Below are 21,682 nucleotides of genomic sequence, written 5' to 3'. Positions count from 1 at the left end.
CTGATTTCGAGTCAGTCCCGTTATGACCACTTCGATACCACTCCATATATGTTTAAGAGTTCTCCAAAGGTTGCAAATCTTTGGGAACAACCTTTGGGAACAGCTAAAAACAACGATATTAAATTTTTATAAAAGCCCTGTAAAATAAGGGTTTGGAGCAGTTGGGACTTCCTCTAACTTCACTACATTTCGAGTGCGCCCCGTTATGACCACTTCGATACTTCTCCAGATATGAAATTGTTTTATTGTAAGCCCTGACGATTTTGGCAAAATTGATATTTAAGGCAAATATCAGGGCAAAACAAGCAAAAATAAGTTAAAAATAAAATTACAGAAACCGCATAAAATCAAGGGTTTCAGGCTGTAAGAGTTCCGTTAGACGTAGAAGCTTTCGAGTCAGCCCCGTTATGACCGCTTCGATACCTCTCCTTGTATTCTTACTCTTTCCCAAAGCTTGAAAATCTTTGGAAAAGAGAAAAAACGATATTAAAATTTTATAAAAAACACTTGATTTAAGCGGGTTGTCAGCTACAACAGCTCTGATTGACCGATATACTTTCATGTGAGTTACATCATGACTGCTTCAATGCGTTTCATTAAATGTTAAACGCCGACCCGTAGTAAAACACATCGCCGAAAGCTCAACGATGTGTTATTATAGCACATTTTTTTGCAATTGTCAAGAGCTTATTTTTTGGAGCGGTTGCTGTTTAGCGCTCGTCGATTTTGTTTTTTGACCATTCAAACAATGCATCGGACATTTTATTGAAATCTACTGCTCCGCCACTTTTTAAGCATGAAAATATATTCAGTATCTCGCGGTCATCAGGTGGAACGGCATCAATCAGATGCTTCTGCTGATTGATGTATTTTCCCGTTTGTCTGAAGTGAACCGCCTGTATGACAAATGAGGCGGATTTGTATAAAGATTTCAGAGCTTCTTCACTTTTTTCGTACAGCATATTATGTACACAGCCGTGAAAAATATTGCATGCCCCGATTTTTATTGCTCTGCTGACGGCATTGGTATCAAGCAGTGCGAATATTTCATCCAAGGCTCCTTTTATGGGTTTTGTATCGTGATAAAATTGAAAAAGGTCAGAGGGTTCCCAATTGATAAGCTCGCTTTTTCCGCACAGAAAACCGCAAATCATTTCTCGGTGCGGAAGTGTGTCAAGCATGGTGTCGTAGATTTCTATATCATGTGCGGACAGCGTATCGAGTATTACCACTGTGTCAATATCGCTTGTTTCGGTTTCTTCGCCACGTGCATAGCTTCCCTGCAACCCTACAAACCACGCGCGTTCGTTAAATGTTTCGTTCAGCGCTTTTAAAAAGGTGTTTATCCATGGATTTATCTCAATCATTTATAGCTCCTGTTTTACCGCTCGCACAAAAATTCCAGCGCCTTTTTGTATCCTGTAAAGCCCAATCCTGCGAAACGCGTTTCACAGGCAGCACTTATATATGAAATCTGTCTGAATTCTTCGCGGGCGGATATATCTGTCAGGTGAACTTCCACGGTAGGAACTCCGCACGCTTTTACGGCATCGAGAAGTGCTACACTCGTGTGAGTGTATGCACCGGGGTTTATAACAATGCCGTCCATTTTTCCGTACGATTTCTGTATGGCAGTGACCAGGTCGCCTTCGTGGTTTGATTGGTAAAGACGAACCTTGCATCCAATCTCTTTAGCACATGCTTTGATATATTTGCAGAGTGCCTTGAAATCCTGTTTCCCGTACAAGTCAGGTTCTCGTATGCCCAACATATTAAGATTGGGACCGTTTATAACCAGTATTTTTTTCATATCAATTTCTCCAGTGCATTTAGTATTTTTTCAGCCGTTTCATCGGCACTACCATCACTGACGACCACTGCGTCGGCAAATTCTTTGTACAGCGGCAGACGGTCATTGTACAGCTTGCGGACACCGCAGGCTTGAGAAAGAGGTCTGTCCTCCGAGGTTAAAAGCGATGGTGAGCGGTCAATGAAAACTATCTTTCCGTTCTGATGCAGTGGAATATAGTTCTCCCTGCGTGTTACAACCCCGCCGCCTGTGGCAATGATTTTTTCACTGCATTTTCCGATGAGCGAAACTACCTCGCTTTCTTTTTGTCTGAAAGCATCCTCTCCTTGCGAAACAATAATTTCGGCAGGTGTTTTGCCACCTTTTTTGATTTCTTCATCGGTGTCGCACAACTCGCGTCCAAGCTTTTCTGCAAGTATTCTGCCTACTGTGGTTTTTCCGCAACCCGGCATACCGATAAGTACAATATTAAGCATCTGCATGCGAAGCCTCGAAAGTACGGTTTCGATAATGCTGTCGTCAAGTGTTGCTCCGCGGAATATTTCACATGCTTTTTTAGCCTGTGCAACCAGCATGGCAAGCCCGTTTGAGTGCTTTATACCAAGTTTTTCGGCTTCAATAAGCAATGCCGTAAGTGCAGGATTGTATATAAGGTCGATAACACCCTCGCATTCGGTGAAATTGCAAAGCTTTACGGGTGAAACTCCTACGTTGGGGTACATACCCAGTGGTGTAGTATTTACAATGATACGGGCATCGTAGTGGCGGTGTATGTTATCGTAATTGTTTTCTCCGCTTCTTGAAATTATCACTATTTCGGAAGCACCCAGCGATTCCAGAACACAACGTACCGTTTTGCATGAACCGCCGCTTCCCAGAATGATGCATTTTTTACCCGCGATTTCAAAGCCCATGGAGCGCACAAGATATGAAAAACCATAAAAATCTGTATTATGACCGTGCAAAAGCCCTTTTTTGTCACGTACTACCGTGTTTACCGAACCTATTTTTTTAGCTTCATCACTTATAGTATCAAGAAACGGTATCACTGTTTCTTTGTATGGGATAGTAACATTTATTGCATCCCAAGTGCCGTTCTTCATGAAATCGCCCACTTGCTCGATTGGCATGGGGTAGAGCTTGTATTCGTAATCCGCAAGAAGTGAATGTATCTGCGGAGAAAAGCTGTGAGCCAGCTTTTCTCCTAAAAGTCCGCAGTGCATCATATCACCTCGGAGTAGCTTCCGAGATACGAGAATTCTTCGAGCTCATTTTCCAATTCGCATATAAGCTGGGTGAGGGCGGGGGAGTATACCGACTCTGAAATGTCAAAATAGAATCTGAATTCAAAGTCGCGTCCGGGTATGGGACGGCTTTCCAGCTTTGTAAGGTTTACGCCCAACGCGAAGAAACGAGAAAGCACACGGTATAGAGAACCGGGCTTGTGTGAGGTTACCATCATCATGGATGTACGGTCTGCACCGGGATATATTTCAAGCTTATTTGAAATGCAGATAAAGCGAGTGTAGTTATTGGCATTATTCTGAATATTGGAATCCAGTATATTAAGTCCGTAAAGCTCGGCACAGGAACGCGAGGCTATTGCGGCAACATTCTTTTTGTCCGACTGCGCAACTGCTCTTGAAGCTGTTGCGGTATTTTCGCATTCAGTTACGGTGAGATTTTTGCTCTTGATATATTCGCTGCACTGTGCGATTGCCTGTTCGTGTGAAATTATTTCGGTAATATCCTCCAATTTCACACCGGGCTTTGCCAGAAGTACATGATTAATTTGAACACGTACACTGCGTACAATGCTGAATTTTTTCTTTATCATAAGGTCATATACCTGGCGTACAGAGCCTGCAGTACTGTTTTCCAACGGCAGAATACCATAACGGCACAGACCGCTTTCTACTGCTGAAAAAACACTTTCAAAATTGTTGAAGTACATGATGTTGGGTAATGCGAACAGTTTTTCGCAAGCCGCCTGGGAGTTCGCTCCTTCGGTTCCCTGGCATGCCACTACTGCTTTTTCGGGGAACAGAGCGGGAGTGTTTTCCAAAGCGTTTTTCATTTCAATCGCGAGAGGCGACTGGGCTGCTATACGGCGGTTCTGATAAGAACGCGAAAGCTCCATGAGCATGGAAAACAAAACTCTTACACCGGCCTCGAATTCTTCACCTGCCTGATCGGATACATTTACAAGAAGCTCGCGCTCTCTTTGAGGGTCGAAAACAGGCAAATTGTTCTGTTTTTTGTAATCTGCAATTTCAGCGGATACGGCCATTCTTTTTTTATACAGTTCTACAAACTGAGTGTTTATATTGTCAATTTCATTTCTCAATTCTTTAATATCCATTTTGTACTCCTTATTTTCCTTGTAATATCATGTCAAGAACTGCAACGGCGGTTGCTGCTTCTACCGCAACAACTGCACGCGGGACCACACATGGGTCGTGGCGTCCTTCTACAATCAGATTGCAATTATTCAATTCTTCCATATTAACACTTTTTTGCTGAAGCGCTATTGAGGGCGTGGGTTTGAACGCGGCGCGGAAAATGATTGGCATACCGGTGGTGATTCCGCCGAGTATACCGCCGCTGTTGTTGGTTTTTGTGTGCACCGTTACACCGTCGGTTATAAAGCTGTCGTTGTTTTGTGAGCCGCGCATGCGTGCGACTTCAAAGCCGGCACCAAACTCAATTCCTTTGACGGCGGGAATGGCAAAAACAGCTTGCGAAATAACATTTTCAACACCCTCAAACATAGGTGAGCCGTAGCCTGCTTCCAACCCGATGACCGCGCATTCTATAATACCGCCTACCGAATCTCCGTCCTTTTTCGCTTCCAGAACAGCCTGAGCCATCTTTTCGCCTGCATCACCATTCAGCACGGGAAAGCTTCCGATACGGCTGAAATCATTGCCGCAGACATTGACGGGGTCAAAGGGTGTGTCCTTGATACCTGCAATTTCATATATATGAGCGGCTATTTTTATACCCATGGAATCAAGTATTTGTAAAGCAATACCGCCCGCGATACACAGCGGAGCCGTAAGCCTGCCCGAAAACTGACCTCCTCCGCGAATGTCGTTGCATCCGCCGAATTTGATATATGCCGCATAATCTGCATGACCCGGACGGGGGACTTTCTTTAATTTGTCATAATCCCTTGAACGGCAGTCTCCGTTTTTTATAATGGCACAAAGCGGAGCACCACAAGTTTTTCCGTCGGCAATGCCGGATATTATTTCGGGAATATCGGCTTCCTTGCGCGTTGTGGAAAGCTTGTCCTGACCCGGGGCGCGCCGTGCGGTAAATGCCGCCAGAGCGTTGGTATCTATTGAGAATCCTGCGGGGAGTCCGTCTATTGATACTCCTATGGCGTCCGAATGCGATTGACCAAATATACTGATTTTGAGCTTTGTTCCGTAAGTATTCATTTATTGCTCCTTTTTGTGCACAACGGCACCGAGAGTGGTAATCTGTTCGAAAAAATCGGGATAGCTTTTTGATACTGCCTGTGCATTTGTTATGGTTATGTCGCCGAGTGACACACAACTTGCTACGGCTGCTGACATTGCAATACGGTGGTCATTGTGTGAATCCACTGTTCCGCCCAGTATTTTTCCGCCGAATACGGTAAGAGTGTTTTCATCAGCTTGCGTTTTTATGCCCAGATTCCCCAGCATTTCACGCACAGTGGCGACTCTGTCACTTTCCTTGTATCTCAAACGTGAAATATTGTTTATAACCGTTGTTCCGCTGCACATTGCCGCAACAACCGAAATTACGGGAACAAGGTCGGGAATATCGGAGGCATCAATGTCAGAGGCGGTGAGTCTGTTTTTTCTGACACACACTCCTGTTTTGGTGTACGATATACCTGCACCAAAGGCACATAAAGCATCAAGAATTGCTTTGTCACCTTGTATGCTGTCCGATGAAATAGGAGAAACCGTAACCCCTTTTTCACTGAGTGCTCCCGCGCAAAGCCAGAAAGCCGCGTTTGACCAGTCGCCTTCTATGCATATTTCTTTTGGAGATGTAAGCGATGTATCATGGACAGTGAATACGTTTTCATTTTGAGTAACCGAAACGCCGAATTTTTCGAGCATATCTATGGTCAGCTCTACATACGAAGCGGATTCCAGCTTGCCCTTTACGGTTATTGTACCGCCGTTTGTTACGGCAAGAGCGAACATAAGGCCCGATATGAACTGTGAACTGACATTACCGCTTATTGTGTAATTGTTATCTTCTAACCTGCCATGGCAGTAAAGAGGACATTTTCCTTGCTCCGAAAGCACCATGCCGTGTTTCACCAGCTCCTCGTACAGAGGGGAGAGGGGGCGTGTGGTGAGTCTGCCGTGCGTTATCATTTGTGCATTGATGCCCAACGCTCCCAGTACGGGAATCATAAATCTCATGGTGGATCCGCTTTCGCCAAAATCGATTTTTACCTGTGATTGGGGAATATCAAAAACAGGCGTAACAGTATAAATATTTCCGTCTATGTCTATTTTAGCACCTATGGAACGTAATACACCTACCGTTGCGCGAATGTCATCTGATGATGAGTTGCATTTAATAACGGTGGGGCTGTCTGCAAAAGCGGCACATATAAGTGCACGGTGGGCGAGAGATTTTGATGCTATTATGTCAGTTATATTTCCGCACAGATTTTTTGGTGAAAGTGTAATATCCATAATCAGTGCTCCAATCCCGACTTCAAAAATTCGTAAAGCTCATCATAAGTCATTTTTTTGATGATACAATTTGCTCTTTTGTTCGGAATTACTGTTTTTATGTAATTTCCACCGCTCTTTTTATCTGACAAGGCGGCGTTGAAAAGCTCCTCGTTACAGTAGCTTGTATCGGTGGGAAGCCCGTACTTTTCGTTAAGCGAAATAATGCTTTCGCATACCGACTTATCACATAAGCCGGTATTTACTGCTCCGCGCGCGAACACACACATTCCGATTGCCACGGCGTGTCCGTGTGAAATGCCGAAATCCGAAACCGCTTCCACCGCATGGCCGGCTGTATGACCGAAATTGAGCAGAGCGCGTTCACCCGACTCGAATTCGTCTGCATTGACTATGTCAGCTTTAAGCTGAACACAGCGTGCGATGATATCGGCTATTCTTTCAGACTGTGTACCGTCTTTGATGCTTTGCAGAATCCCGTCGCTGTTTTCCAGAATTTCCAGAAGCTTTGCTTCCCGTATGTGAGCATATTTTATAACCTCTGCCATTCCGTCACGTACAAACTCATCAGGCAGTGTTTTGAGAAGAGATATATCGCATATTACCGCAGATGGACGGTAAAAAGCCCCGACAAGGTTCTTGCCCGCCTCCAGATCAATTGCGGTTTTTCCGCCGACTGAGGAATCCACAGCCGCCAGAAGTGATGTGGGCACCTGAATGTAATTGATACCGCGCATGTATGTGGCGGCGGCAAAGCCCGTAATGTCACCCACAACACCTCCGCCCAAGGCAATCATTATATCACTTCTGCAAAGCCTTTTTTGTGCGGCAAAATTCTGTAATTCAATATAGGTGGAAATATTTTTGGAACGCTCCCCGTGCGGGAAAATGAATTCCCATACATCAAAGCCCTCCGCTATGAGAGAACTGCGAACCGTATTAATATAATCTTTTGGAATGTTGTCATCCGTGACCACCAATGCCTTACGGCTTTTTGCCGCCTCGGCGGCTTTTTTTCCGACCATGGACAGAATGCCGTTTCCGATATAAACACTGTAAGCATTGACAACTTTTATTTCTTTCAGTTTCGTTCCTGCCATTCGGTGTCGATAGCCTCCTTTTTCAGACGTCCGTCGCGTAAAAGCTCGCATACCGCACTGCGATTGCCTGCCGCAATGGCATCTTTATATTCGGTCAGAGATTTTATGATGCTGTCCAGCTCAAATACCAGTGCATCTCTGTTAAGGTCAAAAAGCTCACTCCACATATTTTCATTAAGTTTTGCAACGCGGGTAAGATCGCGGTAGCTTCCTGCTGAGAAATTGTGGTGCTTTTCGGCTGTTGGGCTTTTGACATAAGCATTGGATACAATGTGAGCCAGCTGTGAGGTGAAGGCTATCATGCGGTCATGCTCGACAGCTGTGGTTGTAGTGACGGACTTAAAGCCTATTTCTTTGAGTACATCATGCAGTTTCCCGATGATTGCCATATCCTCGTAATGCTTGGGTACGATTATCATGGTTGCTCCGTCAAAAAGATCTGCATCGGAATACTTAAAGCCCGAAAACTGTTTTCCCGCCATGGGGTGACCGCCTATAAAGTGAAAACCGTTTTTTTGTGCCGTTTCAAAGCATTTGTCACATACCGACTGCTTTACACCGCAGGTGTCTACAACAATACTGCCTTTTTTGAATTCTGCCGAGTGGTCGGCGATGTATTCTACGGTTGCTTCCGGGTAAAGAGCCACAAAAACCATGTCGCATTCACCTATATGCCCATCGCATTTTCCGTGACAGGCTCCGTGCATAATGGCGGCATCCTCAACCGCATTATTTATATCTGAAGCGTATACCGTATGTCCCGCCCTGACAAAAGCTTTGGCGAGAGAACCGCCGATAAGCCCCAGACCGATGATTGCTATATTCATGATGTTCACTCCGTTTTATCAGTAATAAGCTTCTACCACATTCCGTACGTCAAGAACACGCTGTGCAAGCTGGGAGAACTGCTCGGGCGTAAGCGCCTGAGGACCGTCACAAAGTGCATTCTTCGGGTCGTTGTGCACCTCTATCATAAGGCCGTCCGCACCGCAAGCAGCCGCCGCAAGTGCCATGGGAGCTACAAGCTTTGAAACACCGCATGCATGGCTGGGGTCGATTACAATCGGCAGATGGGTAAGCTGGCGGAGCATGGGTACTGCGGAAAGATCGAGTGTATTTCGTGTGTAGGTCTCAAAAGTGCGTATACCACGTTCGCACAGAATAATGTTTTCGTTACCGCCCGCCATGATGTATTCCGCACTCATGAGAAGCTCCTTGAGAGTGTTGGCAAGACCTCTTTTCAAAAGGATGGGTTTGTTTGTTTTGCCAAGCTCTTTTAAAAGCTCGAAATTCTGCATGTTGCGTGCACCAACCTGTATGACGTCCACTTCTTCAAACAGCGAAAGGTGATTTGCGTTCATTATTTCGGTTACTATCGGCATGCCTGTTTCTTTTTTTGCGTGCAAAAGAAGCTCAATGCCTTCAGCTTTAAGACCCTGGAAATCGTAAGGCGAAGTGCGGGGCTTGAATGCACCTCCCCTGAGAAGCTTTGCACCTGCCTTGTGAACATCACGTGCGATACCGCTTATCTGCTCGGGCGATTCCACGGAGCATGGACCCGCAATGAACTGGAAATTACCGCCGCCGATTTTAATTCCTCCGCAGTCTATAACACTGTCATCGGGGTGAAATTTTCTGTTTGCTTTTTTGAATGGCTCAGTGATGCGTGTTACACTTTGTACAATCTCAAGCCCTTCAATAAGGTCGGTGTCTACCTTGCTGGCGTCGCCTATAAGCCCCAGTACCGTGTTGTACTCGCCCTTTGATATATGAACTTTTATATCCTGATTTTCAAACCATCTGATAAGGTTTTCTTCCTGTTCCGGGGGTGTATTGTTTTTAAGTACTACTATCATGATTTACTCTCCTGCAATAAAAATACAAGGGGTTCGCAGCAATTTATACTGCGAACCCCTTAAATATCAACTTGATATTGACTAAGGCTGTTACTCAAATGATTGCAGCACGAATTGCTTTCACTTTATTTTTCAAGGTAAAGTAAAAGTAAAAGTAAAAATATTCGTATGCAAACATAAAGTTTTTCATTTTACCGAAACAGCCTTTCATAATATCCATGGGTCTATTATACTACACAGTTGCAATTATGTCAATGTCGAAATTGTAACAAATAATCATATTACGTTCAAGTGCGATTTGTGCAATGCTCACAATCAAACTGCCTGCGGAATCGTTTATTTAAAAAGCTTGATAGAATCAATACCGAATTTGACAAACGAATAATTATCACGATAGTTTGGTGATTGTGAGCCATTCCAGGTGTAATAACGGTCAAAAGTTCCGGGACCTACGCCGTAAGGCTCGGGATCGCTTTTAACATGGAAAGGTCCGAGGAGGTTTCTGTTACCGTTAATAAGACGGAGCGTGAGCACGTTTTCGCCTTTTCTGAGATAACCTGTAAGGTCGCAGGTGTTGTCAAACATCAGATTTTTGACAGTATTGCCGTTTAGTATCACTTCGCAGAAAGCAAAACGTCCGTCCAACTCTAATTCAAGTGATTCTTCATCAGTGACAAAAGTCTTTTCCAGCGTTATTTCGCCTGCGAAGAACGGATAGCCTTCGGTTGGAATATAGGAAGCGTCCAGCGAATAATTTGGGGAAGCAATGTAGAAATTCTCGGCAAATTTTGTCGCTTTTGTACCGTCGGTAATTTCACAGTCAGCCTTGACTGTAAAGTCACCGCGGATGTAAATCGCTTCAATGTCGGTATCGAAGGTGAGACAGTTGCGTAGTGATTCGGTGCCCTCTTTGCAGTCGAACATTACATAATATACATGCTCTGACTGATAGTAGTCAATCTCAAACACTATTTCGTTTATACCGGGCTTTACATAGTTTTCTATATTTGCCGTGATGAAGCTACGGTCTATTTCGCCCTGCTTGTCAAGAACTATGGAGCGATTGTTTATCCATACATTCTTGTACTTTACATCTTCCGCTTCAACAAATATTTTGCCCGGCATTTCGCGTACATCAAATTTGTATTTTAAGTATACAGTACGTTGCTTGCGCTCGGTGAGAAGACGCCAGGACGCCGCCATTACCGGCATGGGCTCATCAAAATTCACGTTGTCATAGGAAATTGCAACGTAGTCCAGAGTGAGACTGTTGTTGGTGCGTTTTTTGATTTTGAAGCTCTTGTCAAGTGTCATTACCGCCTTTTTCTGTGTTGGCTTTACGGCACTTACAGCGTTGTTATCCAGCATTATTATATAGGATTGAGCTGTGGTGAAATGCAAGGGAATATTTATATATTCTCCGTTCTTCTCAAAATAAACGGGCTTGTATTCCATTGTCTGTGCGTCAAACAGCTTTGCACCGCCTGCTTTAACTGTGTAGGTGAGGTCTGCGTCACTCTTTGTATCAAGATTTACAGTAAAGATGAAGTCACCGAAATCACTCTTACGGTAGGTGGCGCGCACTGCGGTGTCGTGCTTGTCCACCTTGTAATCGGGATTTATAAGCTGTTCGTAGGTTATGTTGGATTCCAGCCAGTCCATATCGGCAGGTACACCGTCAATGTACTGAGGCTTTTGGTCGGCAATATATATCTTACCGCCCTGCGCTATAAACTCCTTGAGAAGCTTTGCGGTGCTGGAGTCAAGCCCCAGTGCTTTGGGAATGACAACCGTGTCGTATTCGCAAAGTCCCATTTTTAGCTTTCCGTCAGATACCGAGCCGTGTTTTTCAAGAAGAAGCTCGTCGATATAATGGTGCAGAATGTGAGCTGCACCCAGCTTTTCACCCAGTGCTCCGAACGGGTCATTGTATTCCTTGGTAGTGCCGTAATCATTACCGCGCTTGAAGGTGAGGTAAACCGAGTGCAGGGTGTGCAGAACGGCTACATTGACCTGCTCCTTGCTGTTTGACAGCATATAACCCAGACGTGTGAAATAGTCATTGAAATGGCGATATTCGCTGAACCATGGGGTATGTTCGGAAAAATGATGGGGATAGTCGCGTTTGCGCTGACCGCGGATGGAGTAGGGCATAAGGTGCTGACAGGTCTGGTTTACACCGTTTACATACTGCCATTCCGCAATGTACTTAAGCTCTTTTGGAAGAACGTCCCAGCCCGTGCAGGCAAAGGTTTCGGTAAGTACATGCTTTTTTCCGAGTTGCTGAGCTACGGAGGAAACCTGTCTGGGAGACACTTCATCTGCTATATCTCTGCCCAACCAGTCAATACCGGGTATATGCTCGTATTCGTAAAATGGCATAACACCGGCACAGCACCACATTTGACCGTGGAAGCAAGTCTCTTGAACGGCATGACCTGTTATTTTGCAGTTGTGCTCCTCGCACCAGTCGTAAATCCGCTTTATAAAGTTGTTGGTGAACAGCTTGTTCATCAGTCTCCAGTAACGGAAACGGAACTCATATGCACCGTCACAGTCCACAAAGAGATATGCCATACCGTCTGCAATATCATAGTTGTATTCATCCTTGAATGCCTGAATAAGCATCGGAGTGTAAGCTGTGTCCCAACGGAAGAACTGAGGCTCGTCGGTAAAGAATCCCACCATGGCGTTGCCAAATTCTTCTTTAAAACGTGCATAGTACTTTTCGTGTGTTTCGTCAATGAACTTTTGTACAACTTCGGGATTGAGTATATCGACAACAGAAGAATTCAGTTTGTCGTAAACACAAATGTATTCCTCAGCACCGCAGTTTTCGGTTACTCGGATAAGCTTGTTGTCTTTCAATATGTATACATACATTGCTTCATTGTCGAATGCAGGCTTTTTATCGCAGGTCACATAATGCTCCCAGTTATCCTTGTTTTCGAGAAGCTTCATTCCCGCAAAACCGCTTGGCCAGCCGTTTTCATCGTAACACCATGCATCCATTCCCTGCTTTTTTGCCTCGTCTATGCATGCGCCGATGCATTCAAACCAATCTTCGCCAAGATACTCTGTCTGCAATCCTCCGCGTGCGTGCATGAAAAATCCGCCTATGCCGGCTTCTTTCATCTGACGTATTTGACGGCGTAACTCTTCCGGCTTAAGTTTGTCATTCCAGCTCCAGAAGGGTATGCTTTGATATTCGGTAAGGTTTCCGTTCAATTGTTTGATTAAATCCATTTTGTGCTCCTTATTTTTTGAGATTTTGTTTCATTACCTCGAGATTGGTTTCACCCTTTGTACGCGCTGCCAACAGTACCGAGCCGATTACGGGGTCGGCCAAAGGTGCACACAGCTTCATACCGTTTTCGCTGAGCTTTTTTTCGAGCGGTGCCAGAATTGCCTCACCCGACTTGAAAACTCCGCCGGAATAGGACACCTCGGCACATGCACCGAAATCAAGCTGTGAGTTTATAGCACAGGCAATCTGACACAATTCATCCGCGGCATTTTCGAAAATTCTTTTTATCGCAGTGTCGCCCGATTTGTAGAGCTCGCTTGCCATCACAGCGTAGGATGCAATGATATCGCGTTCCATTTTTATGTCTTCAATAAGGTATCTGCAAATATCAAAGTCACTGTCCAAGCTGAATTTGTTGCGTATTGCTTCGTACAATATGGTTCTGGGATGTCTGTGATCTGACTGCTTGGTGAATTCGTGGAACATTTCCATTGCTATGTAATACGCACTTGCTTCATCACCTTGTATTTCGCAGCCCCATCCGCCGGCACGTACCGAATTTCCGTTTTTGTCGGTACCTACGGCGTTGGAGCCTGTTCCGGCTATAAGATGTATGCCGGGACGGAACATCAGAGAACCGGCCGAGGCACATAAAACATCGTTGCCGAAATTGATTTCAAAACCGATATTCTTCTTAATATTTTCAACACCGATATCTACACTTTCCAATTCTCCGATCTGCGGCATTCCGCAGTAGGCAGACACGTTTTCGGAAGCTATTCCCTTGGTGCACGTGTCAAAACCCTCACGAAGCATATCAAAAACAGCTTTTTCACCTATTGCCGAAAAATAGCATGAACCTGCACGGTGGGTTGAGATAATATTTCCGCGGTCGTCACACAAAACAAAGGCTGTTTTTGTGCCGCCGCCGTCTATACCAAGATAATACATAACGTTCTCCTCATAAAACATTAATTGACAATTAAATTTTAACATCAAATATGATTATTGTCAATAGAAAACAGAAAAAAGGTTGACTTTTTTTGAGATTTATAGTATAATATACATATTATTTTCTGTGGGGGAGTTATGCAAACAAAACGCTTTTCAAAGAACGACGACGGATTTATATGTGAAAACTGCGGCAGGGAGGTTCCGCCCTTGGGTTATACCTCCAGAAATCACTGCCCGTACTGTCTCCACTCCAAGCACGTCGATATAAACCCGGGAGACCGACTGAATGAGTGTGGCGGATTGCTCGTGCCGGTGCAGACATTGCCGGATCCGAAAAAAGGATTTATAATTGTTTTTAAATGCAAAAAATGCGGTGAAATGGTCAGAAATATTGCCGCGCTTGGCAAAACTGAGGTGCCGGATGACAACAATCTGCTTATAAAGCTGACCAATCCGGAAATTTTCAAAAAAAATAAATAATTTTTCGGAAAACTATTGACTTTTTTCTAAAAATGTGTTATTATATTCAAGCGGTTTTTGAGAACCGCTTATTTGCGGGTGTTATTCAATGGTAGAATGTCAGCCTTCCAAGCTGAATGCGTGGGTTCGATTCCCATCACCCGCTTTGTTTGTGCCAATAGCTCAGCTGGATAGAGCAACTGCCTTCTAAGCAGTAGGTCGGGGGTTCGAGTCCCTCTTGGCACGTTTATTTATGGTGGATATAGCTCAGTTGGTTAGAGCGCCAGGTTGTGGCCCTGGAGGCCGTCGGTTCGAATCCGATTATCCACCCGTCAATTTTTTTTAAAAAATGTATTGACAAACTGAGTTTTTTGTGATATAATAAATTCGCAAAAGAACGCGGTTGTCAGTCACTCGGCTAACCCAGTAAATAATATGGCGGAATAGCTCAGCTGGCTAGAGCACTCGGTTCATACCCGATAGGTCGTAGGTTCAAATCCCACTTCCGCTATTTATAAGGCCCGTTGGTCAAGCGGTTAAGACACCGCCCTTTCACGGCGGTATCAGGAGTTCGATTCTCCTACGGGTCATAAAAGCACTTCATGCGGAGTGCTTTTTTTATGTTTTGATTCTGACATGCTTATGAAAATCTTAAGAATTGCATATAATCGAAATGTCTATGCCGTGACTTGTATAATTGGACAAAAAACGAGATTTGAAATTCGATTTGTCCATGTATGTCCGATAAATCCATTGACATTTAAATAAAATTAGTTATAATAAAATCAATCGGAGAATTTGCATATTCACAATTTATCTCTTGAATTTTCTTTAATCATATGATATCATAGTTAAAGAAACTTTAAGAACTGGTTTTCAAAACCGGTTTACTGTGAATCATCTCGGATAAATCTTATATTTTAGGATGGTAAAGAGTAATGGCAAAAAGAAAATTGAACGTAGGTTTTATAGGTCACAGCGGACGAGGAAGCGGTTTGCTTAATCTTCTTCTTGAGATGGAGGACGTAAAAGTAGTCGGCGTGTGCGATCTTTATGAGGACCGCATGGAATCCGCAAAGCAGAAAGTCATTGATAAATACGGCAAGGAACCGGTAGCATCTAAGGATTATCACGATATACTTGCAATCAAGGGAATTGATGCGGTGATTACTCCTTCCGCATGGGTTGCTCATGTTGACATTTGTATTGATGCCATGAATGCCGGTATTGCGGTTGCATCCGAGGTTGGCGGCGCTTACTCTATCAATCAGCTGTGGGAGCTGGTACGTACCCATGAAAAGACCGGAGTTCCCTGTATGCTTCTTGAGAATTGCTGCTACGGCAAAAAAGAAATGGCAGTGCTCAACATGGTTAAAAAAGGCCTTTTCGGAGAGCTTATCCATGCAGAAGGCGGATATCGTCATGACCTTAGAGAAGAAATCGGCTTAGGTGACAGAAACCGTCATTACCGTCAGGGCGAATATACCGCGCGTAACGGTGAACTTTATCCTACCCATGAGCTCGGTCCTATCGCAAAAAATCTCAATATTAACCGCGGAAATCGCATGATTTCTCTCACAGCTATGGCTTCCAAGAGTCGCGGTATAGTTGAATGGGCAAAAACTAACAGAACTGATGACGATGTTATTACCAATCGCGTATTCAACCAGGGCGATATCGTTCAGACCATGATTAAATGTGCTAACGGTGAAACTATTCTGCTCACCCATGATACCTCTCTGCCAAGACCTTATTCACGTGCTAACGTTCTTCAGGGAACAAAGGGTATCTGGAGCGAGGACTGCAATGGTATTTATTTTGACGGTGTCAGCCCCGAGGCTCATAAATGGGAAGTGTTTGACACTGTTTACGAAAAATATTGCCATCCCCTTTGGACCGAATTTGAAAATGACGGCGTAAAAGGCGGTCACGGCGGTATGGACTGGCTGGTACTCAGGGCATTTGTCGAAAGCATAAAATCCGGCAAAAAGCCGCCTATTGACGTTTACGATATGGCTGCATGGATGGCTGTTACCTGCTTGTCCGAGGAATCAATTGCACTTGGCAGCGCCCCTGTCGCTATTCCCGACTTTACCAATGGTAAGTGGATCAAGCGCGAAGCATACGATAAGGGTAAGTACTGCCTTGAAGAGGTTGATGAATCTCTGTTCAAATAATAAAGGAGAATAAAATGGCAAAAGAAAAAATTCCCGTAAAAATTCCGTCGTACACGTTGGGTGAGGAGCTGTGCAATTCAATTTCACACGGCCTTGGTGCTGCACTTTCCATTGCGGGCTGTGTTATAGCTATAGTTTTTGCCGCTATATACGGCGATGCATGGTGTGTGGTTTCTGCCGCTATATACGGAGCCTCGCTTATAATAACGTATACAACATCTACTCTTTATCACGCGCTTACCCACCGAACCACTAAAAAGGTGTTCCGCATACTGGATCACTCTACGATTTTCCTGCTCATCGCGGGAACGTACACTCCTATGACACTGGTTGTGCTTCGAGGAGCACTCGGATGGGTACTGTTCGGTATCGTATGGGGAGCGGCTGCACTGGGAATTACTCTTAATGCCGTAGGACTTGAAAAGTACGAAAAGTTTTCCATGATAGCATATGTGGCGTCCGGATGGGTAGCTATAATCGCAATAGTTCCGCTTTTCAGAATAATGCATCCTGTCGGTTTTTGGATGCTTGTAGGCGGCGGTGTTGCATATACGGCAGGTATAATTTTCTTTAGCCTGAAAGTGAAATATATGCATGCGGTATGGCATATGTTTGTTATAGCGGGAAGTATTCTTCATTACTTTATGATACTTTTCTACGTTTTGCCTATAAAATAATAAAAAAATAACGCGGCAATGCAACAAGCATTGCCGCGTTTGATTTTTATAGCTCTATCAGCTTTTTTGTGCTTCGTGTAAGATTGATGCAGCCCTCGTCCGTGAGATATACTATATCCTCGATACGCACACCATACAAGCCCTCGATGTAAATACCGGGTTCTACGCTTAAAACGGAGCCCGACGGAACGGGAAATTCGTTTTTTGGTGAAAAGTTGGGGGACTCGTGTATATCAAGCCCCAAGGAATGCCCCAGCGAATGACCGAAACATCCCTTGTAGCCTGCATTGTAAATGACATCACGCGCGGCAGAATCAGCCTCTTTGCCTATAATACCGCCATGTATAACACTTAATGCGGCGTCCTGAGCCTCAAGTACGGTGCTGTATACGCTTTTCATTTTTTCGTCCGCTTTGCCTACGACCACGGTTCTTGTCATGTCTGAGCAGTATCCATCAAGACATGCTCCGAAGTCCATGGTCAGAAACCCGTTTGGAGTAATGGGAATGTTTTCGGGTACACCATGAGGCAAGGAGCTTTTCGCGCCACTTACACAAATAGTATCAAACGCCGTAAAAGCACCGTTTTGTCGAAAATAGTGGTCAATTTCTGCGGCAATTTCTGTTTCGGTACGGTCTCGAGAAATGAAACCAAGAATGTGCTCAAAGGCACTGTCGGTGATTTCCTGTGCCGCTTTTATTTTTTTCAGCTCATCTTCGCTCTTTATCTGACGAAGCTTTTCGACGGCATTTTCAAGCGGAATGAGGTGTATGCCGTCAAGAGCCTTGCACATATCCTTGTACGCCTTGAAAGTGACGTAGTTTTCTTCAAATGCCAACGTTTTACAGTCACACTTTTGCATAATTTGTAAAACCTCGGTGAAGAAGCTTCTTTCGGGACAGATTATTTCGATTTCAGCGGGAATTATTCCTTGCTGTTTTTTTATACGCGCCGACTCCGCATATCTGAAATCAAGCAGAAGATACGGTTTTTCACAAATCAGTAAAACTCCGTCGGAGGAAGAAAAACCTGTAAGATAACGGCGGTTTTTCGGATTCTGTATAATCGCGGCGCAGGACAGCTGAGAGAGAAATTTTTGTATATTGTTCATTCAGATTTCACCCAAACTGTTGTAATAGTTCTTCATTCTCAAAGCGTCCCTGTCCATATAATCGCAGGATTCGCTGATTATAGTAGGGGACAGTTTTAATTCGTGAATTGCTTCCATCAGCGGTTCAAAGGGAGGACCGTAAACTGTGTCATCCAGGTCAAGATGCTTTTTTTCACCGCCATCGGTATACTGTATTTTTGAAAAATGGCAGTGCAGTGTGTTGGCATATTCATCGCCCAATCCCTCTGCAATATCACTGAAAATGCGCTTATAGTCATCACGGTTTTTGAATGCTTCGCCCAGAGTAAATGCGTTGATGTGACCGAAATCAACAACGGGACGGAAGATTTTATCTATTTTGCAAAGGCTTATGACCTCGCTGAGAGTGCCAAGCTGATTTTTCTTTCCCATTGTTTCCAAACCAATGGAAATATCCTTGAAGGGTGTATATTGAACAACGTCAATCACATGCTCCAGTGTGTCAGACGCCAGTGCAACAGCTTGCTCACGGCTTATTTTTCCCGCACTTCCCGTGTGTACCACAATAATGGAAGCCCCCATGGCATATGCAGCCTCAAGACTTTTAACAATGTAATCCACGCTTTTAAGCCTTGTTTCCTTTTCCACACCTGAAAGTGAAATATAGTAGGGTGCGTGCAGCGAAAGAGAAATGCCGTATTTTCGTGCTTCTTCGCCCAGGCGCATAAAGCTTTCCATTGAACCGCTTACACCTCTGCCTGCTTCATATTCATAGGCATCAAGACCGTAATCGTGAACCCATTTTGGAATATCACTTGATTTTTTTAGCTTTGCCGCGGCAAATTCTACAGAATTTCCGCCGGGACCGAATTTAGCGCCCATTTTTGTCACTCCGTTTTTTCAGATAACTTTTCAAAATAGGTTTTTCGAGCATTCTTTTTGTTTTGAAAAAAAGTGTAGTTTTGTCCTTTATCGGATTTACCAGAATGCACAGAAGCCCGAGACGTTTTCCTGCGAAAATGTCGGTAAATATCTGGTCTCCGCACAGGGCAGTATTAGTTTCATCTGTTCCCATATGTTGCATTGCAAGTCTTACGGCGCGGCGTGCGGGTTTCCCCGCATCGTGCGCGCCGTAGCAACCGAAAATATTAAAGGTATCCACACGTTCTTTGTGATTGTTTGAAACAAACGCAATCTTTATTCCGCATTCTGTCAGCGAATTAAGATACGCCGTAAGCTTTTCGTCCGGCAACGCCATTTCGTACGGCGCAAGAGTATTGTCGATATCAAATATTATACCCTTAATTCCATTTTCCATAAAAAGCTGAGGTGTTGCCTGATAAATATTATCAAAATAATAGTCGGGATAAAAAAGATTCATCATTCCACCGTCACAAAAATACCATCACCGGTGGTAAGTGTGAAGTTGTAGTATCCGTCGATAGGATATATTGTGCAGGGGATACCTGCGTAATATGCAGTGACCTTGCCGTTTATCTTAAGCTTTGCATTTACAGTCTTGTCCTTGGCAAGTTCGCTCATGTTAACCAAAGTAAATGCCTTGGAATTACCCTTTTTCTCCTTGAAAACACCTACAAGCAGAGGGTCATCGCAAATTATTTCCTTTACGGGAGATTCACCATTGTAGGGATTGTCCATTCTCAAATAGGGCACAGCCTCGCTGTAATTATGGGAATATGCACCCAGATTCTCGTACTTGAGGTATACATCCTCAAATCTCTTTAATTCGGAGGTTACACGCTTGGAAATGTTATACATTTCGTTTTTGGAAAGGTCTTCGTTCACACACATGCCAAAGTGCTTGGGACGTTGTGCATAAATGTAGTAAATAAATGCCTTTACACCGTATGACAACAGAGTGTATACCTGCCATCTGTAATCAGACTCATTGGGCACACGGATATTGCTCGACCAAGTAGCTGTCTGTATGCAGCACCAGAAATCCTTGCCAGCCTTTTTGGCAGTGTCTGCGGTTATTTCGATGCTCTTGACATAGTTGTTGTAGGTAACGCGGTTGCCTTCACCGTCCACATGGCAGGGATAAATATCAGTGCAGATATAGTCGGTGGGGACATATTTTACATATTCATCAAGATATTTCTGGAAAGTCGCGGAAGAAGTATCGAAATACTCTATTTTGGACATCCATGCACCGCCGGTCAGCTGAGCACGGTTTGCATACATGGGAAGAAGATTGATATAAGGGCATTTTCCGGGGAACATCTTCTGATATGCCGCAACGGTTTTACCAAGCTCGGGAAAATGCTCTGTTCCGGGCTCGTCTACAAACATATGACCGCCGAAGCCTTTGCTGTCTTTGTAAAAATTAGCGTTTTCTGCTTTGGGGGCATCAAACATCTGTGCAGCGTCGCTTCCGAGTACTTCAACGCGCTTCATAATATCCTGGTCAAAGTATACACCGTCAATATTGTACTTGCCGAGAATATCAAAAACCGCTCTTTTCTGTTCTGCTGTAAAGTCATCAAACTTATGCTCCAGTACTGCAAAGTTTATACCGGCGTCAGCCATATCCTTTGCTTGCTGTTCGATTGTGTCAAAATCATAGATAAAAGGGGTATATGCTCCAAAAATGAGTTTACCTTCGTTCAACATGATAAAACTCTCCTTATAACTGTATCTGTTTTATTTTAACAAAATTCATTACTTCATCGTATGTGGGCAGGGAAGAGGAAGCGCCCATGCGGGTGACTGTCAGTGCCCCGACTGCATTGGCAAATTTTATGGAATGTATTATATCGTTTGTTTTCAGATATTCGTAGGTAAGTGCCGAGGTGAATGCATCGCCTGCGGCGGTGGTATCAACGGCACATACGTCGTAAGATGGTATTATGTCCGCATTTACTCCGTCATAAACATATGCCCCACGGCTTCCCAGCTTAAGAACTATGTACTTTGCGTTTACCATTACCGAAAGCTTGACTGTTGCATGCATGGTTGCGGACATGGTGTCGGGTGATATACCCGTGTACGCCAGTGTTTCAGTCTCGTTGGGAGAAAATATTTCAAGACGTCCCAGATCTTTGAGGGGGAAGTCTGCTCTTGCGGGTCCCGCGTCTATAAATACCTTTACACCGCGTTCTGCTGCCATACGGCATGCTCTGATGATGGTACTTTCGGGTATTTCAAACTGCATGAGAAGAGCGTCGGGATAAGATATGAACGCTTCTTCCAGATCTTCAGTGTTGAGTGCATTGTTTGCACCGGGATAGACCACGATGCGGTTCGTTCCGTCACTTTCAAGAAAAATTCCTGCAAGCCCCGTGCCGTTGTTTTTGTCAACACCTATAAAGCGCGGAGAAATACCTTCTTTAACGTACATGTCCTTTAGAACTTTTCCGTTTGCATCATCGCCCACGCGAGTGCAAAACAGTGTATCCGCACCGAGTCTGGCGGCGGCAACTGCGGCATTTGCACCTTTTCCGCCGGGAACGAATTCATAGTCGCGGGTTGTTATGAGCGTTTCTCCGCGTTCGGGAACACGTTCCATCTTCATGACAAGGTCCATGTTAGCGCTTCCGACGCACAAAATACGAGGTTTTGTCATAATACCTCTCCTTA

Annotated in this window: 19 protein-coding genes and 5 tRNA genes; 8 read left to right on the top strand and 16 right to left on the bottom strand. The window is 44.4% G+C overall.

Going from position 1 to position 21,682, the window contains the following annotated elements:
• Positions 1-710 precede the first annotated feature (710 nt).
• The 11 genes from E7588_05040 to E7588_04990 form a co-directional block, all read right to left on the bottom strand.
• Complete coding sequence (locus E7588_05040; protein ID MBE6688625.1) at positions 711-1,367, bottom strand: nucleotidyltransferase domain-containing protein; 657 nt, start codon at positions 1,365-1,367, stop codon at positions 711-713.
• Positions 1,368-1,381: 14 nt separating this feature from the next.
• Entirely contained in the window at positions 1,382-1,810 is a 429-nt protein-coding gene (gene aroQ / locus E7588_05035) for a type II 3-dehydroquinate dehydratase (protein MBE6688624.1), read from the bottom strand.
• On the bottom strand, positions 1,807-3,036 hold the full coding sequence (locus tag E7588_05030) for an AAA family ATPase (GenBank protein MBE6688623.1): 1,230 nt from the start codon (positions 3,034-3,036) through the stop codon (positions 1,807-1,809). The genes aroQ and E7588_05030 overlap by 4 nt, the downstream gene beginning before the upstream one ends.
• Entirely contained in the window at positions 3,033-4,172 is a 1,140-nt protein-coding gene (locus E7588_05025; protein ID MBE6688622.1) for a bifunctional chorismate mutase/prephenate dehydratase, read from the bottom strand. The genes E7588_05030 and E7588_05025 overlap by 4 nt, the downstream gene beginning before the upstream one ends.
• 10 nt (positions 4,173-4,182) lie before the next feature.
• Complete coding sequence (gene aroC, locus E7588_05020) at positions 4,183-5,256, bottom strand: chorismate synthase (protein MBE6688621.1); 1,074 nt, start codon at positions 5,254-5,256, stop codon at positions 4,183-4,185.
• Positions 5,257-6,522: a 3-phosphoshikimate 1-carboxyvinyltransferase gene (aroA, locus tag E7588_05015; protein ID MBE6688620.1), complete on the bottom strand. Its 1,266-nt coding sequence runs from the start codon at positions 6,520-6,522 to the stop codon at positions 5,257-5,259.
• Positions 6,523-6,524: 2 nt separating this feature from the next.
• Positions 6,525-7,673, bottom strand: a complete 1,149-nt coding sequence (gene aroB / locus E7588_05010; protein ID MBE6688619.1) for a 3-dehydroquinate synthase — start codon at positions 7,671-7,673, stop codon at positions 6,525-6,527.
• A complete protein-coding gene (locus E7588_05005; GenBank protein MBE6688618.1) occupies positions 7,604-8,449 on the bottom strand; it encodes a prephenate dehydrogenase in 846 nt (281 codons plus the stop codon). The genes aroB and E7588_05005 overlap by 70 nt, the downstream gene beginning before the upstream one ends.
• Before the next feature lie 18 nt (positions 8,450-8,467).
• Complete coding sequence (gene aroF, locus E7588_05000) at positions 8,468-9,478, bottom strand: 3-deoxy-7-phosphoheptulonate synthase (protein MBE6688617.1); 1,011 nt, start codon at positions 9,476-9,478, stop codon at positions 8,468-8,470.
• 336 nt (positions 9,479-9,814) lie between these two features.
• The gene (locus E7588_04995; GenBank protein MBE6688616.1) at positions 9,815-12,724 is read right to left on the bottom strand and encodes a hypothetical protein; all 2,910 of its coding nucleotides are present in this window, start codon (positions 12,722-12,724) and stop codon (positions 9,815-9,817) included.
• A 10-nt stretch (positions 12,725-12,734) separates the two neighbouring features.
• Entirely contained in the window at positions 12,735-13,721 is a 987-nt protein-coding gene (locus E7588_04990) for an acyl-CoA reductase (protein ID MBE6688615.1), read from the bottom strand.
• A gap of 93 nt (positions 13,722-13,814) precedes the next feature.
• Here E7588_04990 and E7588_04985 point away from each other — a divergent pair, with 93 nt between their 5' ends.
• From E7588_04985 to E7588_04950, 8 genes are all read left to right on the top strand, one after another.
• The gene (locus tag E7588_04985; GenBank protein MBE6688614.1) at positions 13,815-14,159 is read left to right on the top strand and encodes an RNHCP domain-containing protein; all 345 of its coding nucleotides are present in this window, start codon (positions 13,815-13,817) and stop codon (positions 14,157-14,159) included.
• 74 nt (positions 14,160-14,233) lie between these two features.
• A tRNA-Gly gene (locus tag E7588_04980) sits at positions 14,234-14,304 on the top strand.
• A 6-nt stretch (positions 14,305-14,310) separates the two neighbouring features.
• A tRNA-Arg gene (locus tag E7588_04975) sits at positions 14,311-14,384 on the top strand.
• A 10-nt stretch (positions 14,385-14,394) separates the two neighbouring features.
• A tRNA-His gene (locus E7588_04970) sits at positions 14,395-14,468 on the top strand.
• A 107-nt stretch (positions 14,469-14,575) separates the two neighbouring features.
• Positions 14,576-14,649, top strand: a tRNA-Met gene (locus tag E7588_04965).
• Between the two features lie 7 nt (positions 14,650-14,656).
• Positions 14,657-14,728 (top strand) — tRNA-Glu (locus E7588_04960).
• A 348-nt stretch (positions 14,729-15,076) separates the two neighbouring features.
• Positions 15,077-16,315 carry a Gfo/Idh/MocA family oxidoreductase gene (locus E7588_04955; GenBank protein MBE6688613.1) on the top strand — a complete coding sequence of 413 codons (1,239 nt, stop codon included), beginning with the start codon at positions 15,077-15,079 and terminating at the stop codon, positions 16,313-16,315.
• Positions 16,316-16,329: 14 nt separating this feature from the next.
• The gene (locus tag E7588_04950; GenBank protein ID MBE6688612.1) at positions 16,330-16,992 is read left to right on the top strand and encodes a hemolysin III family protein; all 663 of its coding nucleotides are present in this window, start codon (positions 16,330-16,332) and stop codon (positions 16,990-16,992) included.
• Positions 16,993-17,038: 46 nt separating this feature from the next.
• On the opposite strand, the gene E7588_04945 is transcribed toward E7588_04950, so the two are convergent.
• Genes E7588_04945 through E7588_04925 form a run of 5 tightly spaced genes read right to left on the bottom strand, consistent with a single transcriptional unit; the run spans position 17,039 to position 21,668 of the window.
• Positions 17,039-18,103 (bottom strand): aminopeptidase P family protein, encoded by a 1,065-nt coding sequence (locus E7588_04945; GenBank protein ID MBE6688611.1) that lies wholly within the window; start codon positions 18,101-18,103, stop codon positions 17,039-17,041.
• Positions 18,104-18,964 carry an endonuclease IV gene (locus tag E7588_04940; protein ID MBE6688610.1) on the bottom strand — a complete coding sequence of 287 codons (861 nt, stop codon included), beginning with the start codon at positions 18,962-18,964 and terminating at the stop codon, positions 18,104-18,106.
• Entirely contained in the window at positions 18,954-19,466 is a 513-nt protein-coding gene (locus tag E7588_04935; protein ID MBE6688609.1) for a YqeG family HAD IIIA-type phosphatase, read from the bottom strand. Before E7588_04935 ends, E7588_04940 begins: the two co-directional genes overlap by 11 nt.
• Positions 19,463-20,716: a hypothetical protein gene (locus E7588_04930; protein ID MBE6688608.1), complete on the bottom strand. Its 1,254-nt coding sequence runs from the start codon at positions 20,714-20,716 to the stop codon at positions 19,463-19,465. The genes E7588_04935 and E7588_04930 overlap by 4 nt, the downstream gene beginning before the upstream one ends.
• 13 nt (positions 20,717-20,729) lie before the next feature.
• Positions 20,730-21,668 carry a ribokinase gene (locus E7588_04925; protein MBE6688607.1) on the bottom strand — a complete coding sequence of 313 codons (939 nt, stop codon included), beginning with the start codon at positions 21,666-21,668 and terminating at the stop codon, positions 20,730-20,732.
• Positions 21,669-21,682: the final 14 nt, after the last annotated feature.

The sequence above is a fragment of the Oscillospiraceae bacterium genome, assembly GCA_015065085.1.
Lineage (GTDB): Bacteria > Bacillota > Clostridia > Oscillospirales > SIG627 > SIG627.
Note: the sequence above shows the minus strand (reverse complement) of the source record. Positions and strands in the feature narration are given on the sequence as shown.

Coding starts and splice junctions, on each gene's coding strand:
- E7588_04945 (MBE6688611.1), bottom strand. CDS start 18,103: ATGAACAATATACAAAAATTTCTCTCTCAGCTGTCCTGCGCCGCGATT.
- E7588_04930 (MBE6688608.1), bottom strand. CDS start 20,716: ATGTTGAACGAAGGTAAACTCATTTTTGGAGCATATACCCCTTTTATC.
- E7588_04990 (MBE6688615.1), bottom strand. CDS start 13,721: ATGTTAAAATTTAATTGTCAATTAATGTTTTATGAGGAGAACGTTATG.
- E7588_05025 (MBE6688622.1), bottom strand. CDS start 4,172: ATGGATATTAAAGAATTGAGAAATGAAATTGACAATATAAACACTCAG.
- aroF (MBE6688617.1), bottom strand. CDS start 9,478: ATGATAGTAGTACTTAAAAACAATACACCCCCGGAACAGGAAGAAAAC.
- aroC (MBE6688621.1), bottom strand. CDS start 5,256: ATGAATACTTACGGAACAAAGCTCAAAATCAGTATATTTGGTCAATCG.
- E7588_04935 (MBE6688609.1), bottom strand. CDS start 19,466: ATGATGAATCTTTTTTATCCCGACTATTATTTTGATAATATTTATCAG.
- E7588_05005 (MBE6688618.1), bottom strand. CDS start 8,449: ATGAATATAGCAATCATCGGTCTGGGGCTTATCGGCGGTTCTCTCGCC.
- E7588_04995 (MBE6688616.1), bottom strand. CDS start 12,724: ATGGATTTAATCAAACAATTGAACGGAAACCTTACCGAATATCAAAGC.
- aroQ (MBE6688624.1), bottom strand. CDS start 1,810: ATGAAAAAAATACTGGTTATAAACGGTCCCAATCTTAATATGTTGGGC.
- aroA (MBE6688620.1), bottom strand. CDS start 6,522: ATGGATATTACACTTTCACCAAAAAATCTGTGCGGAAATATAACTGAC.
- E7588_04950 (MBE6688612.1), top strand. CDS start 16,330: ATGGCAAAAGAAAAAATTCCCGTAAAAATTCCGTCGTACACGTTGGGT.
- E7588_05030 (MBE6688623.1), bottom strand. CDS start 3,036: ATGATGCACTGCGGACTTTTAGGAGAAAAGCTGGCTCACAGCTTTTCT.
- E7588_05040 (MBE6688625.1), bottom strand. CDS start 1,367: ATGATTGAGATAAATCCATGGATAAACACCTTTTTAAAAGCGCTGAAC.
- E7588_04955 (MBE6688613.1), top strand. CDS start 15,077: ATGGCAAAAAGAAAATTGAACGTAGGTTTTATAGGTCACAGCGGACGA.
- E7588_04925 (MBE6688607.1), bottom strand. CDS start 21,668: ATGACAAAACCTCGTATTTTGTGCGTCGGAAGCGCTAACATGGACCTT.
- E7588_04940 (MBE6688610.1), bottom strand. CDS start 18,964: ATGGGCGCTAAATTCGGTCCCGGCGGAAATTCTGTAGAATTTGCCGCG.
- aroB (MBE6688619.1), bottom strand. CDS start 7,673: ATGCGAGCTTTTACGCGACGGACGTCTGAAAAAGGAGGCTATCGACAC.
- E7588_04985 (MBE6688614.1), top strand. CDS start 13,815: ATGCAAACAAAACGCTTTTCAAAGAACGACGACGGATTTATATGTGAA.